14 protein-coding genes, 1 tRNA gene and 1 pseudogene are annotated in these 16,030 nt (G+C 57.8%); 6 read left to right on the forward strand and 10 right to left on the reverse strand.

From position 1 onward, the window contains the following. The first annotated feature begins 118 nt into the window (after window positions 1-118). From LAO21_00370 to LAO21_00385, 4 genes are all read left to right on the forward strand, one after another. The gene (locus LAO21_00370; GenBank protein MBZ5551142.1) at window positions 119-790 is read left to right on the forward strand and encodes a four helix bundle suffix domain-containing protein; all 672 of its coding nucleotides are present in this window, start codon (window positions 119-121) and stop codon (window positions 788-790) included. Between the two features lie 134 nt (window positions 791-924). After that, window positions 925-998 (forward strand) — tRNA-Ile (locus LAO21_00375). 195 nt (window positions 999-1,193) lie between these two features. Beyond that, complete coding sequence (locus LAO21_00380) at window positions 1,194-1,535, forward strand: PadR family transcriptional regulator (protein ID MBZ5551143.1); 342 nt, start codon at window positions 1,194-1,196, stop codon at window positions 1,533-1,535. Window positions 1,536-1,537: 2 nt separating this feature from the next. Continuing rightward, window positions 1,538-4,189 (forward strand): ABC transporter permease, encoded by a 2,652-nt coding sequence (locus LAO21_00385; protein ID MBZ5551144.1) that lies wholly within the window; start codon window positions 1,538-1,540, stop codon window positions 4,187-4,189. Window positions 4,190-4,352: 163 nt separating this feature from the next. On the opposite strand, the gene LAO21_00390 is transcribed toward LAO21_00385, so the two are convergent. From LAO21_00390 to LAO21_00420, 7 genes and pseudogenes are all read right to left on the reverse strand, one after another. Continuing rightward, window positions 4,353-4,697, reverse strand: coding sequence for a hypothetical protein (locus LAO21_00390; GenBank protein ID MBZ5551145.1), 345 nt, complete (start codon window positions 4,695-4,697; stop codon window positions 4,353-4,355). Window positions 4,698-4,792: 95 nt separating this feature from the next. Beyond that, window positions 4,793-4,984, reverse strand: a complete 192-nt coding sequence (locus tag LAO21_00395; protein MBZ5551146.1) for a hypothetical protein — start codon at window positions 4,982-4,984, stop codon at window positions 4,793-4,795. Between the two features lie 65 nt (window positions 4,985-5,049). Continuing rightward, entirely contained in the window at window positions 5,050-6,186 is a 1,137-nt protein-coding gene (locus LAO21_00400) for an aminotransferase class I/II-fold pyridoxal phosphate-dependent enzyme (GenBank protein MBZ5551147.1), read from the reverse strand. 55 nt (window positions 6,187-6,241) lie between these two features. Next, window positions 6,242-7,627 (reverse strand): amino acid permease, encoded by a 1,386-nt coding sequence (locus LAO21_00405; GenBank protein MBZ5551148.1) that lies wholly within the window; start codon window positions 7,625-7,627, stop codon window positions 6,242-6,244. Between the two features lie 43 nt (window positions 7,628-7,670). Further along, window positions 7,671-9,053, reverse strand: a complete 1,383-nt coding sequence (locus LAO21_00410) for a glycoside hydrolase family 47 protein (protein ID MBZ5551149.1) — start codon at window positions 9,051-9,053, stop codon at window positions 7,671-7,673. After that, window positions 9,042-9,179 (reverse strand): annotated as a pseudogene (locus LAO21_00415) (pirin family protein). Before LAO21_00415 ends, LAO21_00410 begins: the two are co-directional and overlap by 12 nt. A 96-nt stretch (window positions 9,180-9,275) precedes the next feature. Next, the gene (locus tag LAO21_00420; GenBank protein MBZ5551150.1) at window positions 9,276-9,785 is read right to left on the reverse strand and encodes a DUF1572 domain-containing protein; all 510 of its coding nucleotides are present in this window, start codon (window positions 9,783-9,785) and stop codon (window positions 9,276-9,278) included. Between the two features lie 333 nt (window positions 9,786-10,118). Here LAO21_00420 and LAO21_00425 point away from each other — a divergent pair, with 333 nt between their 5' ends. Beyond that, on the forward strand, window positions 10,119-10,811 hold the full coding sequence (locus LAO21_00425; GenBank protein ID MBZ5551151.1) for a response regulator: 693 nt from the start codon (window positions 10,119-10,121) through the stop codon (window positions 10,809-10,811). Window positions 10,812-11,033: 222 nt separating this feature from the next. Next, window positions 11,034-11,465 carry an ATP-binding protein gene (locus tag LAO21_00430; GenBank protein MBZ5551152.1) on the forward strand — a complete coding sequence of 144 codons (432 nt, stop codon included), beginning with the start codon at window positions 11,034-11,036 and terminating at the stop codon, window positions 11,463-11,465. A 326-nt stretch (window positions 11,466-11,791) separates the two neighbouring features. Here the strand turns inward: LAO21_00430 and egtD are convergent, their stop codons facing one another. The 3 genes from egtD to LAO21_00445 all read right to left on the reverse strand — a co-directional run bounded on the left by egtD (window position 11,792) and on the right by LAO21_00445 (window position 15,947). Continuing rightward, window positions 11,792-12,760: an L-histidine N(alpha)-methyltransferase gene (egtD, locus tag LAO21_00435; protein MBZ5551153.1), complete on the reverse strand. Its 969-nt coding sequence runs from the start codon at window positions 12,758-12,760 to the stop codon at window positions 11,792-11,794. Window positions 12,761-12,779: 19 nt separating this feature from the next. Next, window positions 12,780-14,111 carry an SUMF1/EgtB/PvdO family nonheme iron enzyme gene (locus LAO21_00440; protein MBZ5551154.1) on the reverse strand — a complete coding sequence of 444 codons (1,332 nt, stop codon included), beginning with the start codon at window positions 14,109-14,111 and terminating at the stop codon, window positions 12,780-12,782. Between the two features lie 294 nt (window positions 14,112-14,405). Beyond that, window positions 14,406-15,947, reverse strand: a complete 1,542-nt coding sequence (locus LAO21_00445; protein ID MBZ5551155.1) for an ABC transporter permease subunit — start codon at window positions 15,945-15,947, stop codon at window positions 14,406-14,408. Window positions 15,948-16,030 lie beyond the last annotated feature (83 nt).

Here is a 16,030-nt window from a genome sequence, read left to right on the forward strand (position 1 = left end):
AGGGTTTAGTGTCTCCTGTGGATACCGGCCCCTCGTCGGCCCCAGCACAATGACGGCCGCCTGGCATTTAAGGCTTTCGATTAAACAACCCCCGTTCCCCTGAGGTACAAGAATTATCATGACTGCCAGTGAACCGCTGATCCCGAAGCACGGTGGCTACCGAAAGTTGAAGAGTTTTCAGGTGGCCCAGCTGATTTATGATGTGACGGTCCGTTTTTGCGATCGTTACATCGACAAGCGCAGCCGTACCCGCGACCAGATGGTGCAGGCGGCGCGGTCGGGCGTGCAGAACATCGCCGAAGGGAGTCAGGCATCGGGGACCTCGAAGAAGACTGAACTCAAGCTCACCAATGTGGCGAGGGCCAGTCTGGAAGAGTTGCGGCTCGACTACGAGGATTTCCTGCGCCAGCGCGGTCTGCCCATCTGGGAGCGCAACGACCCCCGCAGACAGGACCTGATCGACCGCCGGTGCGCTACCGCCGACAATATGGCGCAATGGGTGCGGGAAAAGCGCGACAGTGGACCACGTGGACATGGTGGACAAGAACATTCGTCCACTTCGTCCATCAAGTCCACCCCGTCCACTTTCCCCGAACTGGCAGCCAACGCCGCGCTCGTGCTGCTGGCGGTTGCCTGCAGCCTGCTTGACCGACAGCTTGCCTCACAAGCGAAAGCGTTCGAAACTGAGGGCGGCTTCACCGAGCGCCTCTATCGCGTCCGCTCGCAAAGGCGCCCCTCGCGACCTTCGTCCACCCGGTCCACCAAGTCCACGCCGTCCACCGAGGATTGAGCAGCCCGAGCGTCACCGGATGGAGGCAATCGAAGATCGAAACACATTGCCTGCTCGCGTGGAGCGATTCACAACCAGAATTTTCGTGGTAAACTGTTGCGTCAGCGGCTCCTCGCCGGAAGCCTAAGTCCCGCGGGCCCATAGCTCAGTTGGTCAGAGCGGCGGACTCATAATCCGTTGGTCGTAGGTTCAAGTCCTACTGGGCCCACTACACCCTCATCCGTAATTCGGATCGTGAAAGACCCCGGGTCGCCGAATGTCTGCCCGGGGAATGCTGATCCCCGAATCGTCCACCCGATAGCATAACCTTGCCTCGTGCGGTTTCCGATGTCAGGGGCCAGCTTCCCCTTGACAGCTTAGGAGAGATGGTTTATTCTTCCCCTAAACAGGTTAGGAGAATTTCATGACCGATCAGGCCAATCTGCTGCCGGGAACCCTCGATCTCCTCATTCTGAAGGCCGTTTCGCTCGAGTCGATGCATGGCTATGGGGTACTGCTTCGCATCGGCCAGATTTCCGGCGGCGCCCTCTTGATTGAGCAGGGCGCGCTTTACCCTGCCTTGTACCGTCTGGAACACCAGGGGTTGCTGAAATCCGAATGGGGCACGTCAGAAAACAATCGAAGAGCAAAATTCTACCGGCTGACGGCGGCAGGACGAAGGAGACTCCGCGAGGAGACCGAAAGTTGGAACCGGTTGGTGTCCGCCATCGGGAGCGCCCTGAAAGCCGTCCCTGAGGAGAGTTGAGCATGCTTTCGCGTTTGCGTTCGTTCTGGCAGGGGCTATGGAAACGCTCGGCCTTCGAGCGGGAGATGGATGATGAAGTCCGGTTTCACCTGGAAGCGCGCATGGACGACCTGGTGCGGTCGGGCCTTCCCCGGGAAGAAGCGGCTCGGCGGGCGCGCATCGAGTTTGGCGGCGTGGAAGCCTATCAGGACCAGTGCCGGCAAGCACGAGGCCTCCATCTGGTGGATGATCTGGGCAACGATTTCCGCCACGGCCTCCGGATGCTGGCGAAGTCACCGGGGTTTACAGCGGTCACCGTGTTGACCCTCGCCCTCGGCATCGGCGCCAACACGGCCATCTTCAGCGTGGTGAATGCCGTGCTGCTGCGGCCGTTGCCCTTTATCCATCCGGAACAGCTCGTGCAGATTTTCCAAACGCTGCCGGAGCAGGGGGTCATCGACGCCGGGGTCTCCTACCCGAACTTCACCGATTGGGGTCAGCAAAACAAGGGATTTGAGCAGATCGCCGCCATGCGACCCAAGACCTTCGCGTTGACCGGCGACCGTGAGCCATCCTACGTTGACGGTGCGACGGTGACGCCCAGCTTGTTCCCCCTTCTGGGCGTGCAACCGATCCTGGGCAGAGCCTTTCTGCCGACGGATGACAAGGCGGAGGCCGCGCCTGTCGTTGTGCTCAGCGAAGGCCTCTGGCGCCGGCAGTTCGGAGCTGACCCCGCGCTGGTGGGAAAAACAATCCTGCTCGACAAGCATCCGTGCGAGGTGGTGGGCATCCTCCCTTCGGACTTCCGGTTCCCGTTCCAGAATCCACCGGCGCAAATATGGATCCCGCTCCTCGAGGACCTCGACTTCAAGGATCTCTTCCAAAAGCGAGGGGGCCATTATTTGACCACGGTGGTGGGTCGACTTCAGCCGGGAGTTTCAATTAAACGCGGAACGGCAGAACTGGCGACGGTTGCCAATCGGCTGGCCCAAGCCTACCCGGAAGCCGATCGGGGCTGGGGCGTTCGGCTCGTCCCGCTCCAGCGACAGCTCGTCGGCGATGTGCGCATCGCCTTATGGGCACTGCTGGGTGCAGTGGCGCTGGTGCTGCTGATCGCTTGCGCCAATGTCGCCAGTGTGCTGCTGGCCCGGACCGTGGTGCGTGCCAGGGAGATGTCTATTCGCACGGCGCTCGGGGCCAGTCGGGGTCGACTCGTCCGCCAGTTGCTCACAGAGAGCGTCTTGTTGGGCGGGGCCGGAGGGGCGGCCGGTCTCCTGGTGGCTTACTGGGGCGTCAGCAGTCTGGCCGTCCTTATCCCTAACGATATTCCGCGAATCCATGAATTCCAGGTGGATGGGTGGGTCCTGGGATTCACGCTCCTGGTTTCGCTCTTCGCCAGCCTGATGTTTGGATTGACCCCCGCGCTGCACTCCGCCGCCCCAAATTTGCATGAAGCGCTTAAGGAAGGGAGTCGGGGCGCGGGAGAGGGCAGGAAGAGCAAGAACGCGCGACGCGTGCTCGTGGCAGGGGAAGTGGCGCTGGCGGTCGTGCTTCTGATTGGTGCAGGGCTCCTGCTGCGCAGCTTCTCCCGCTTGCAGCAGGTGAACCCGGGATTTGAGCCGGAACACATCCTGACCGCCGCCCTCTCCCTGCCGCAATCCCAGTACTCGAAGCCGGAACACTGGCCGGTCTTTTATGCCCACCTCCTCGACCGCTTGAAGGCACAACCGGGAGTGCTGAGTGCGGCGGCCGCGCTGCCGCTGCCTCCGACCGGGTCGGGATTCAGTTTCGCCTTCCAGATTGAAGGGCAGCCGGCAAACCGGGCTGCAGAGCAGTATTCCGCGGATTATTGCGCCATCAGTCCGGAATACTTTCAGGCGATGCAGATTCCCGTGTTGCGAGGACGCTTTTTTAACGTGCGAGACGCGGCGACTACCCCCAAGGTGTGCGCCATCTCGGAAGCGTTCGCGCGCCGTTATTTCCCGAACCACGACCCGCTCGGCAAACAACTGATTTTCGGGTACCGCGAGCAAGTGCCCCGTCAGATTGTCGCGGTAGTGGGCGACGTCAGGCAAGAAAGTCTGACGGCACCGGGTGGGCCTGTCATGTATGTGCCCTACACCCAGGATGCCTGGTGGGCTATGGGGCTGGTGGTTCGCACGACCGGCGATCCTGCCGCATTCAGTCCCGTCCTCCGCGAAGTGGTGGGAGCGATCGATAAGGATCTTCCCGTCGCAGACGTTCAACCGCTGAGGGATGTGATCCACGAATCCATGGCGCCGCCGCGCTTCCGCACGTTGCTGCTGGCGATCTTCGGCGCCACAGCGCTGCTACTGGCGGCGGTTGGTATCTACGGCGTGATCTCCTATGATGTCGGCCAACGCACGCATGAATTCGGTATTCGCATGGCCCTCGGGGCGCAGCACAGCGACGTGCTGAGACTCGGGTTGGCCGAAGGGATACTGCCGGCGGCCGCAGGCCTGGGCGTGGGTCTTGCAGCCGCCTGGTTCGCCACCCGGGTGCTTCTGAGTTTATTGTTCGAGGTGAAAGCTCAGGACTTGATGACCTTCGGCGCAGCAGCCGTGGTGCTTGCGGCGGTGGCCTTCCTTGCCTGTTACATCCCGGCGCGGCGCGCCGTTCGCGTCGATCCCAGGGTCGCGCTCCGGTATGAGTGAAGCGGCGGGGCGCGGTCAGAATGGGAATGCCCGATTTGGAGTGCGGGGGTTTGCTCCCGCTTTCAGCGGCGAAACTTGCTGTGACCCCATTCCCCCGGTGCGGGAGGCGGCCCTGGACCAAAGCGCAAGCAAGCTTGCACACTCCAAACGACGAGCCGTCAGGTTACTTGGACTCTCCAATGATGTCGAACTCAGTTTCCTTGCCGGTGTCGCGGGAGAGAAACATGTGGCCGAGGACGCCATGCTTTCCATTCGCGCTCTTTATGCGGAAGTGAATTTCCACCCCTGCCTCCATCTTCACGCGGCCCTTGTCGTGACGGGGAGTGATTTTGTAGGTTACCGCGTCCCCTTGAACGTAGTAGACGACACGGTTGCGGGTCACATGGTCATTCTTCGAATAGGTTTCAGTTTCCCACTTGATGATCTTTCCTGTCTGAACGGACTCAGCAGCCAGAAGAGGAGAGCCAAGAATCAAGAATGCAAAGAGCGCTATCAGACTCTTCTTCATAGGAGTTCCCCTTTTATGCCCTGTCAGATGGCAGGTCGAGTTCATGAGAATCAGACTGACATTATAGCTCAAGCGTCTCACCTCATTCTTTTCGACTATTGACGATGATCGAATATTACGACACCCGTCGTCCCGTTAATGCTGAGTCGCACGCGCCCGCCGAGGCGGGCCGTGATCCCGTTCTTGGGGATGGCGATTTCTTCCCGCCGGTCGCAACAGCCCGTGATCCGCGGGAAAGCGAGCGGATCACGGCTACCAAAGCATACTCCTTCGTGAGATGGTGTCATCCGTCACTATCTTCCATCGTACTCAGCAGGCCTGCCTGATCCACACAAGGGGAAGTCCAGGGAGATCACCCCCTTGCGCCAAACTCATCCAATGCCCCGCCCAGCCGTTCGAGGCCCGCGGCCAGGGTCTCCGTCTCCATGCCAATCCCCAGGCGGAAGTGATCGGGCATTTCGAAAAATCGTCCTGGCACAATAGTCGTTTCGTATCGATCCCGCAGCAACGTGCAGAGATCTTCCGACGCGCCTTGCCGGAGCCTTGGAAAGATGACCGTCCCAAACGGCGGTCGAATCGCTTCGAGATCGCTTCGGGAATCAAGAAACCGGAAAAGGAGGTCACGATTGGTCTCCAACAGCGTCCGGGCACGTTCCGCAATCTGGTCCAGGTGCTCGAGGGCGACAACACTCAACCGCTCGGCCGGGTGTGCCGGGATGTTATGGAAGAGGTCGGTCAGCCGCCACATTCGCTTTGCCAGGTCTGGTTCAGCGAGAATCCAGCCGCACCGAAGCCCACTCAGTCCATACACCTTGGTCAAGCTACTCGTCACGATGAATTCACTCCCGAGATGGAAAGACGCGCGTGGCGCGATCCTTGAGCCTGAAGCCCTGTCATGCGACAGGGATTTCTCAGGGAAGATCGCTTCGAGGTAGACCTCATCGACGAGCACATGGGCGCCGGCTGATCGCGCGATCTCGCCCAATTGCCTGAGCGAGGCCTCTTCGATCAACACACTGCTTGGATTATGAAGATTCGTGATGACGATCAACCGGGTGCGCGGGGTCACCTGCCGTCGCACCTCTTCATAGTCAATCCCAAATCCGTCTTCAAAGCGCCGTCTGAAGCGCTTAATCTCCGCTCCCAGAAACCGGGCAAGGGCGAGGAGCGGCTCGTATGCCGGGTGTTCAATGAGGACTTCGTCGCCCGGCTCAAGGGTCGCGGCCATGGCCAGATGATTGGCCAGCGAAGTGCCGACCGACGCGACCACGCACTCCGGAGGGACGTTGCACTTCTCCGCCAGGGCCTGCTGCAGGGGCTCGTATCCGTACCCGCTCGGCCCGCTCAATTCAATGTCCTCAAGGGTGACACCGAGGTCACGGAACGGAAAATGCCTCACACCACTTGTGGCCAGGTTATACCGCGACTGGGAGCGCGTCTTGGCCCACTCCATGTATTCCGATGTGATTTGATTCCGGGAGACACGCATTCCCTGCTTCTCCATCCTCGTAGAGACATTTCCGCAGAACGTCTCTACGCCATCGTCATCGCTGGTTCGTCCGTCGATTCATTCGCCCTCTCCAGAAGAAGTAAACCGGGAGCCCAGCCATCATGATGCCCAGCGCTACGACACTGTTCCCCGGGTACTTGTATACCGTGTTGATTACGATGAATGCACACACCGCGACAAACAAGGCGGTGGTGACCGGATGCCCGGGAATGTTGTATTCCGAGGTCCGGGAGAACTGGGTCTCTCCATCCCGGCGCCGCAGGACAAAAACACAACTGGCGGACAAACCGAAAAACACCCAGTCGGCCGAAACAACATAGTTCAGAATCTGCTCGTATCGTCCGGACAGGGCGATGATGATCGCACACACGCCCTGCAAACCGATCGCAACGACGGGGACGCGTGTCCGCGGCTGCAACCAAGCCACACTCTTGAAAAACAACCCGTCCTCCGCCATGGCGTAATAGACTCGGGGAGCGGTCAGGATGCCCTGACTTAAGAATCCGAGCGTCGAGATCGCAATGCCGGCGGCAATGAGGCGCCCTCCCAGATCTCCCAGGGCGATCCGCATCACAGCACTGGCGGGGGCGGTTGTCGTCGCAAGGCCGGAGGTGCCCAGAACGCGAACACAAACGAAATTCACCGCAAGATAGAGTACGATGACGCCCAACACCCCAATGAACAAGCCACGGGGCAGATTCTTACGGGGTTCGCGGACTTCACCGGCAATGAAGCAGGCGGTCTGCCAACCGCCGTAGGCGAACAGAACCGGGACCATCGCAGCGCCAACGGCAGTCAACAGATCCAAGGAAACGGGGCGATCGAACAAAGGGCCCGCATAGCCCGGGTCGGCACCCGGATGAGGATTCTTCGCCCAAAGGAGGCCACACGCCACAAGCGCTGCAATCGCGCCTATCTTCAGGACCATAAGAACATTTTGCGCCGTGCTGCCGGCTTTGACCCCGAGACAGTTAATCAGCGTCAATCCGGCGAGTGCCATCGTCGCAATGGCCCATTCGGCGATCGGAACCCGCGTCAACTCCACGAAATAGCGCGCGAACGTCACCGCTACCGCCGCCATGCCGCCCGTCTGTGTTACCAGCAGCAGTCCCCAACCATAGATGAACGCCACTACGGGATGGTATGACTCACGGATGTAGGCGTACTGTCCGCCGACCTTGGGTCGTCGCGCCGCCAATTCGGCATAGACGAAGGCCCCCAGGAGAGCGATCAAGCCACCCATCACCCAAACCGCCAGAATCATGAAAGGGGTGTGCACCTGGCGCGCCACGACGTACGGGTTCATAAAAATGCCGGAGCCGACAATGCCGCCCATCACAATCATCGTGGCATCAAACAGACCCAGGCGGCGCGCCAGGCCGGAGGCCAATTCTCCATGAGGTGCATCGCGCTGTGCCATGTAGCGATCCTGGACTTCATCCTTCGCGTTATGCGCCGTCAATTTACCAGAATTTACGGACCGGATGTGCTTCGGTGTTGAAGATGACCTGGTCAAAATTCATCGCGCCGGGAGGAGAAAAAAGGAGGTAGAAGTACTTGAATGTTTCCGCAAAAAGGAAACTCTCCATGCGGTCCGATTTCTCTTTTTTGACAACGTCGCGCAGGGCCGCATAAGCGACCGGCGTCCGGCAGTATTTCACAAAGCTTTCAAAGAACTCCTGACCCATCCGGAGATAATTCCGATCCGAAGTAAAGTGGTACAGGTAGTACGTGGATTCAATAATCTCAGGCCGCAGCGGATATCCGGGGTCTTCCGCCCGTTGGGTCTGATAGTTGAACACTTCGGGTTCGATTCCGAATTTCATCCACATCCGGTACGAAGAAGCCTGCAATCGTTGGGCCCGGTCAAGATCGCCGGAGAGGGCCAATACCCCGGGGAAAAAGGCATCCAAGGCCCCGAACGTCTTCGCCGTCCGCTTGCCGCTCGACATATCAGCATGACCATACCAGAGCCCCTGATCGGATTCGTCCGCCAAGTACTGATTGATGGCATGAATGCTGTCAAGCCACATCTGTTTGATGTCCGGATCGCCAAACAATAACCAGCTCTTCAAGAGATATTCATAATAGGAATCGATCTCCGCACTGAGATGGCTGTCCTTGAGGGTCCACTCGCCGGTTTCGACATTGATTCGCTGCCCGACGAGCCCCAGGGGTGAGCGGCGACGATAAATCTCAACGGCCGCGCGTTTCGCTTTATCGTAAAAAGCAGGCCTATTGGTCAACCGGCTGAGCGTTCCAAACTCGATCAGCAGCGTGCCCGCCTCCGCCGGGTTCGATTCAGAGCCCCGGACCTTGCCGGTTTTCAGATTGACGAACCGGTAAGGGATGCCCGTAGGCGAATCGAAAACCGGGAGAAGTCGTGTTCCCAGATCTTCCGCCAGGGCCAGGAGGCGACGGTCACCGGTCAGTTGATAACTTGAAAGAAGCCCTCCTAAAAGGCGGATCGTGACTTCGAAGTTCTTAACATAGATGTCTTTGTCGAAGGAGAGATTCCTAACGATCAGTTCCCTCGTCTTTTCAGCTTCCTCTTTCAACCCCATCAGGATCAATGTATCGAGGGCGTCGACTGGAGTCATCAAAAGGGATTGTTGATACCAGTCATGCCCAGTCCTGGATAGGGGTCGCAGCTCGTCATGCCCCCAGGCATACCGTTCATACCCGTGCCAGGCATGAAGGAACTCTGCCCGGACGCGACGGGCCATCTCTTCCGTGTCGATTGGCGTTTGAATGGGCCGGGGGGAGAGATCACTTGCGACCGCGTTTGCAGTGAAGAGCCATAGAGAGACGAGGATTTGAAGGAGAGAGGTGATTTGGGAGTTCATGACAATAGGGCCGTACCATGCGACCGGTTCACTGATCGGTCTTTCTGAAACCAGAAGGAAGCGAACCGGCTCCTCTTCAGTCGAAACAGCCACCTGCCTCTTCTGCTCTTGCTGGATCGAAGGGATCTTGCCATGTCATCTCGCAAACGCCTTCCGGTGAGGAAAACGCTCAACCGTGCGTCCAAGCCACATGTCCTGCGACGGATCAGGCGCAGGGAAGCGTCAGGCGCCTTGTTCTTTTGTCACCGGCTTCCAGGATACGTCGTAGCCTCTTCCCTTTCTCATCTTCGTGATGTAAGCGATCTGGCCTGCGTGCAATTCAAGGTGAGTCATGGTCTGATAAATGGCGCTCAGCGCGGACTCATCAAAACCCTGGATCCTTTTTCTCTCCAACAGATGCAGCGGATCCAACCGGGAGAAAGTCTTGTCGACCTGATCCAGAACATTGTTAAACTGGTTTCGAAGTTCGGCCTTCGGAGTCTTCACCTCGACGCGAAATTCCCGGGGACGATCTCGAACATCCGCCTCGCCACCCACTCCCGAAAGAATCCATTGCCGCAAGTTGCCCATCAAGTGCTGGATGATGACGCCAAGGCTGTTGGATCCTTCTCCGGGGGTCCACCAGATGTCCTCATCTTCCAGTTGTCCAAGACAATGGTTGATCCGCTCGCGAGCTTTGATGGCACGGTTTTTGGACTCCTCGAGAAACGCCACTCCGATTTCAGGATTCATACCCGTCCCCTCCCGATGAATTGTTCGCCCGGCTCAATGACGGTTCCGGCTTGTTTCTTGTGATTCCACCTTAGTTTGCACGTGAGGCCCTTTCGCTGCAACTGGTTTCTGGGGACGGAGTCCCTGGGACCAATCCTTCCGCGGGAGGCCGCCGGGCTCAATGATTGAAACCGAAACAGTGGAAATGAATCCATTAACCCGCGTGCACTCGAAGGGAAGGAATATATTTTCCAGTTGCAAAGTAACATTTTTGGAAAGATTTACCTTCAAGATGCGTGTGACGAACGAGAGCGGTTGCTCGGCTCTTGTTCAAAACGCTCGCTGGAGTGATCGATGCTGACCAAGAGAAAGTTACTGGTAGTGGACGAGGAGATTGAGAGCGGCAGGTTGCTCTCCGAGGCGCTTCCCTCACAATACGAAATCCTGACGGCACAGTCCGGGGAGGAAGCGATCAAGAAGGCTGTCCTTGACCGGCCGAACTGTATCCTTTTGGAAATGATGATGCCCCAGATGGGTGGTTTCATGTTGTGTGAGGTTTTGAAGTCACTCAAGCAAACCAAAGCGACACCGATTATTCTGATGAGCGCGAAGCCCCGAGAAACCCTGTGGCCCACAGTGCAAAAGATCGGCTTCTCTGAATATATCGAGAAGCCGTTTAGATTGGAGCAAATCACCGAATCGCTCCGCCATGCCCTGGATGTCTCTCCCGGTGAACGCCGCCGGGCGCCCCGGATTCCCTTGCGAATCCCCTTGATGGTGCGTGGCACCGACGGGTTTGGGAACAGGTTTGAGGTTTGCACTGAAACCGAAAATGTCAGCCGTTTCGGCGCTTTGATCCAGCTTCCGGTCCGGGTGCCCGTCAGTGAGTATGTCGAGATTCACCGATCGTCCATGCCCGTTGCTAACGGTTTTGCAATCCTTGCCCAGGCGCGTGTGGCCCGGAATGAAGAGGTCATGAGTGACGGCCCCTATTGGCATGGATTGGAGTTCTCGAATCCTTCTTCAGAATGGGTTGTCATCCAATAAGCTCTCAGCTTGTCGCTTGATGATCCTCCCCGCAAAATCATCGCTGGAGAGCGCAAACTCTCCAGTCGCCCCACCGGACCGACCTACTTTCCTTTCTCTTCCTTGATCGAACAAAATGAATTAGAATGGGGCTAGTCACAGACTTTTATCGATCTCAAGGAAGAGAATCGGGTTGCTCCGGCGCTAAGCGGCCTGTTGGATACCCATATGCCCTCCCATCCCATGCCCCGCTGTGAATTCGAGGCCCTTAACCTCGTCATGCGGCTGGAGACCGTCATTCCCGCTGAAATCGATGAAGTTTCACCTGTTGTGGATCGGGTGATGGATCTCGCTCGACAGATGAAATGTGCAACGGGAAAGGAAATGGAAGTCGAAACTGCGTTGCGCGAAGCCCTGGCTAACGCCATCGTTCACGGCTGCAAGAATGATCCCAACAAGAAGGTGCAATTCTGTGTCGCCTGTGATGAATCCCGCGGTATGCTCATTATCGTTCGCAGCCCCGGGGAGGGATTCGATCCGGCCTCGATCCCCAACCCGACCATCGGCCAGAACGTGTATTCCACGCACGGGCGAGGGATCTTCCTGATCAATCAGCTGATGGATGAGGTCAAGTTCAAAGATGGCGGAACCGAGATTTTCATGCGAAAAAAGTGAGTGTCGGCTGCCTCTAAGCTCGTCCTTCCTGTCTGTAAACCTCCCGCCTTGGTCCATTCCAGAACTGGGTAACCGATCAACAGAAATTGGGCCGGCCAATGAAAGAATGGATGACTAGGAAGCCAGGAACAGCGGAGGTAAAACACTTTCACTCTGAGAAAAAATGACTTTAGGAAAGGTGTTGTGCCCGGGGCCGATCCCCGGGTTTCCTGGCCGCTTCATGAAATTCATTCTTCGTGCTGATTTATGCAGTCCCCGCGTGCCCGGCTAGAACCCCATTGGAGGTTAGCTCCATCGGCGCCGGTCGCGTTGGCGCCTGGTCTCCCCTACCGGGCGACAAACAGGCTCTCCGCAAAGGGCCATTCGGTATCCACCCACTGGCCTTCGCATTGAAATCCGCATCGTTCGGCCATGGAAACCACTGCGTCGGTTGTGTACTTATGGCAACTCTCCGTCCAGATGGTCTCGTCCGCTTCAAATGTTGTCTCGAAATTCGCCCTTGGAATCGTGACGGTTTGCGGCACTCGCGATCGAAGATGCATTTCGATGCGCTGATGCGCGGCGTTGTAGCGGGCCTCGTGTTGAAACCGGGCCAGGATAAAATTTGCATCCAGTTCCCGGTTGATCCGGGCCAACAAATTCAAATTGAAGGCAGCCGTGACCCCAAGCGGATCGTCATACGCCAGAATCAATTGAGGGATCGGTTTTTCGAGATCCGTTCCCATCAGAAGCCCGTCCCCCGGCTTTAGAATTCCACGGATCTGCTTAAGAAATTGTTCCCCCGGCACTCGATCGAAATTTCCGATCGTGCTCCCCAGAAAAAGCACTAGCAGGTGTTCTGCGGGCCCCCGGCGTGCAGCAACCTCGAGCAGGCCATCGAGGTAAGGGCGTTCGACGCCCACAATGCTGACGGCGTTAATCTGGCTCAGCTCCTGCCGGCATCGCGCCAGCGCCGATTGTGAGATTTCGATCGGGTAGTAGGCCGTCGCCTGCCTTCGGGTAAGCGCCTCCAGGATCCACCGCGTCTTCTTGCCGCTGCCGCTCCCCAGCTCCGTGACGAGGGCGGGCAAGGACAGCCGTTCCACCATGGAGTCCGCATGCCGCTGCAACAGCCGCTCGTCGGCGCGGGTCAGCCCGTACTCTGGCAGCACTGAAATGACTTCAAAGAGCGCGGAGCCGACGTCATCGTACAAATACTTAGAAGGCAGTTCCTTCTGGCCCGGCTTGTTCAAGCCGGCACGAACGTCCGCCGCAAAATCGATTCGCGAATCGGCTGGAATTGTCTGGGTGTACATCCATCCTCCTCGGAGAAGATCATTCCTCCACACAACGGAAACTCGCATAGGCATACGGATAATGCCCCTGAAACCAGTTCCGAAATGAACGCCGCAGCAGGCACCTCGCCGTACGCGGGGATGCCCCCTTCAAAACAAAATGCTTCCCATCAAAGAAGTCTGTTGAATAACCGGGGTAGAACGAAAACCGCTCAAATCCCGGCAGAGGCTCAAATAAAGAGCGCGTCCATTCCCAACCGTTTCCCAGAAGATCTGCCACTCCAAAGGCGCTGTCGCCTTTTGGGAACGATCCTACGGGAGCTGGATCCCAGCTCCGGAAATTGAAATTTCCGTGCTGCAGTGCGGGGGGATCGTCCCCCCAAGGATAGGATCGCTCGTCTCCTCCGGGGGTTCCCAGGGCAGCCCGGTGCCACTGCGCCTCGGTGGGTAGCGACTTCCCTTTCCAGCGTGCATAGGCAGACGCCTCGGCCTGACTTACATACACCGGCCATTCGAGCGGGAGGGGGACATCCGCAAACATGGTTCGGTACATCCAGCCGTCCTCCGTCTCTTTCCAGAAGAGGGGATGGTGGATCCCCGACGAGGTTTTCCATTCCCAATCCGCCGAGTCCCAAAATGCGCAATCGTCGTAAGCCCCGCACCGAATAAACTCCAGGAAATCACCATTGGTCACGTTATAAACATCCATTTGAAACGGCGGAACATGGACCGTATGCAGATGGAACTCATTGTCCCAACCGAAAGGCTGCTCCTTGCCCCGGCGCATCCCCAGGGTGGCCGTGCCCCCGGGAATTTCGACCATCCTGGGCGGAACGAACGGAGTCGAAGCAATCCTCCTCGAAGAGTGGGCTCGCTTTTGATGTTGGGACACCTGTTGCAGCATATAGGCCAACGTCTCGGCGTGCATGAGCCGGTGCTCAATGGCAACATGGAGAAGGTATCCATCCGAAAGAAGTGGGAATTTCGAATCCGCAAATGAGACCTTTTGAAGGGCTGAATCGACCTGTCGCCGGGCGCAATCGCCGTATCTTCGGACTTCTTCCTCCGGTGGCCAGTCGGAGGGCTGATCTGAAGGCAATTTCCCATCAACGGGATCGATCCCAAATGCAAAAAGTTGATCAAAGCCCTTGGGCGCCTCACCCAATCCCAGGCCATGTCGGCCAATCAAATTCCAGTCGAAGGCTTCAAGGTGGCCTATATAAAAGATGATTCGATGCCGTTCCGGAATGGGGCGCTCATAGAGGGCAGCGGGGTGAACCAATCGAAAGATCTCATCGGTAGCGGCCCGGGCTTCTGCAAGCCGCCCCAGCAGCGTTTGGCGCACATTCAAACTGCGTTCTGCAGCGCTCATCGGATTGTCCAACGTCGGAAATCACAAATTCCTTGTTTTTTGTAAGTGCTCATCATGCCGAGACGTCGGCGCGAAAGCAAGGAGAAAAACAGTTGTCAGTTGTCTGTTCTCAGTTGTCAGTTGTCCTCGATCAACTCATTCGCAGTGACTCCTGCTCTTTAGGAACCGAAGACACATCTGTCTTCAACCGATTTGAAGGATTGCAGATCGTGCCCGCGTCTTTCGCTTTTGCTGACGGCTGATAGCTGACGGCAGAAAGCTAAAACGGGCAACTGAGAACTGACAACTGCTTTTTCATTTCCCTTCCAGAAACTCGTTTACCACCTGTTTGACGTCCCGATGCTCGCTATCCACCCGGTAGTTAAGACGTCGCATTTGCTGATCGGACACCGTGCCGCCCAAGGCGTTCAGGGCATCCGCGACCTGCGGATACCGTTCCACAACCGCCTTCCGGACGACGGGGGCCGCCTGGTAGGGAGGAAAATAATGCCGATCATCCTGGAGTGCCACCAGGCCCAACTGCTCGATCGCCCCATCTGTCGAATTCCCGGCGATGAGATCCACCTGGCCGTTCGCGAGCGCCCGATAGGTGAGAGCAAGATCCATCTCACGGGGTGGCTCAACAAAGTTCAGGATGTAGGCCTGGGAAAAGCCCGGATACCCATCCGCCCTCGACATGAAGTCCTGCCCGAACCCGGCTCGCCAGTGCGGCGCATAACGCGAGACGTCGGAGATTTTTTGAAGGTTCAGCCGTCGCGCCTCATCGCCTCGCACCAGGATCGCGAAGGTATTGTTGAACCCAAGCGGGGCCAGCCACACCAGGCCAAACTTTTCCGCATATTCTCGCCTGACCTGATCGTACACAGCGCCCGGATCGGCCCTGGGCTGATGCTTCAGGATGGCCGCAAAAGCCGTGCCCGTGTACTCGACATAAACGTCAATCTCCCCCGCCAGCAGGGCGCGATGGCAAAGGTCTCCTCCGAGCTCAAACCTCCGCTCCACGTCGAGCCCTGTCTTCCGTTCGATTTGCCGGGCGATCAATTCGCCGAGAATCACCTGCTCTGTAAAATCCTTCGACCCCACCACAATGCGATGCATCGACGAGATTCGGGTCATGCGGCTCAGGGTCAAAAATCCAATCAGGATAATTCCCACCAACGCCAGGGCGGGCACCCATCTCCGCCCGTGATTCTTGCCTGAGGCCCGGCGGAACTTCAGAATGCTTTCAATCCTGCTGAGCAGGAAATCGGCCGCCAGCGCCATGAGCGCCGCGGGGACGGCCCCGGCCAGGATCAATTGATTGTCATTCATGCGCAGGCCGCGGAAGATGTATGTCCCCAGTCCGCCGGCCCCAATCGCGGCCGCGATCGTGGCCGTTCCTACCGAAATCACCGTGGCCACACGAACGCCCGCGAGAATCACGCTGAGCGAAAGCGGCAGTTCCACCTGCGTCAGGATCTGCCAGTCGGTCATTCCCATGCCAAGCGCCGCTTCCCGGACCGCCGGCTCAACCCCCCGGATGCCAGTAAACGTGTTTTGGATAATCGGAAGCAATGAGTAAATAAACAATGCGATGATGGCGGGAACCTGTCCGATTCCATGAGTTCCCAGCAGGGGGATCAAAAAGCCGAAGAGCGCCAGACTGGGAATCGTTTGCAGGACGTTGGCCGCAGCCAGGACCGGTTTGCTCAAAGCCGGCTTCCTCGTCAGCAGAACGCCCACAGGAATACCTGCCAGGATGCCTGCACCCGTTCCCGCCGCGACCAGAAAAACATGTTGGAGCGCGAAGGTGAGAACCTCGGCTCGGTTACGGATAAGAAAATCAATCAGGCCCATGGAAGATCCTAAGTCAGATCGCGAATTTCGGAATTCGGAATTCGACCCTGCGCTTCTGAATCAACAGATTCTGGTATCAGGTT

Source organism: Terriglobia bacterium (assembly GCA_020073085.1).
GTDB lineage: Bacteria > Acidobacteriota > Terriglobia > JAIQFV01 > JAIQFV01 > JAIQFV01.

Coding starts and splice junctions, on each gene's coding strand:
- LAO21_00380 (MBZ5551143.1), top strand. CDS start 1,194: ATGACCGATCAGGCCAATCTGCTGCCGGGAACCCTCGATCTCCTCATT.
- LAO21_00370 (MBZ5551142.1), top strand. CDS start 119: ATGACTGCCAGTGAACCGCTGATCCCGAAGCACGGTGGCTACCGAAAG.
- LAO21_00390 (MBZ5551145.1), bottom strand. CDS start 4,697: ATGAAGAAGAGTCTGATAGCGCTCTTTGCATTCTTGATTCTTGGCTCT.
- LAO21_00425 (MBZ5551151.1), top strand. CDS start 10,119: ATGCTGACCAAGAGAAAGTTACTGGTAGTGGACGAGGAGATTGAGAGC.
- LAO21_00395 (MBZ5551146.1), bottom strand. CDS start 4,984: ATGACACCATCTCACGAAGGAGTATGCTTTGGTAGCCGTGATCCGCTC.
- LAO21_00385 (MBZ5551144.1), top strand. CDS start 1,538: ATGCTTTCGCGTTTGCGTTCGTTCTGGCAGGGGCTATGGAAACGCTCG.
- LAO21_00400 (MBZ5551147.1), bottom strand. CDS start 6,186: ATGCGTGTCTCCCGGAATCAAATCACATCGGAATACATGGAGTGGGCC.
- LAO21_00430 (MBZ5551152.1), top strand. CDS start 11,034: ATGCCCCGCTGTGAATTCGAGGCCCTTAACCTCGTCATGCGGCTGGAG.
- LAO21_00405 (MBZ5551148.1), bottom strand. CDS start 7,627: ATGGCACAGCGCGATGCACCTCATGGAGAATTGGCCTCCGGCCTGGCG.
- LAO21_00420 (MBZ5551150.1), bottom strand. CDS start 9,785: ATGAATCCTGAAATCGGAGTGGCGTTTCTCGAGGAGTCCAAAAACCGT.
- LAO21_00445 (MBZ5551155.1), bottom strand. CDS start 15,947: ATGGGCCTGATTGATTTTCTTATCCGTAACCGAGCCGAGGTTCTCACC.
- LAO21_00410 (MBZ5551149.1), bottom strand. CDS start 9,053: ATGAACTCCCAAATCACCTCTCTCCTTCAAATCCTCGTCTCTCTATGG.
- LAO21_00440 (MBZ5551154.1), bottom strand. CDS start 14,111: ATGAGCGCTGCAGAACGCAGTTTGAATGTGCGCCAAACGCTGCTGGGG.
- egtD (MBZ5551153.1), bottom strand. CDS start 12,760: ATGTACACCCAGACAATTCCAGCCGATTCGCGAATCGATTTTGCGGCG.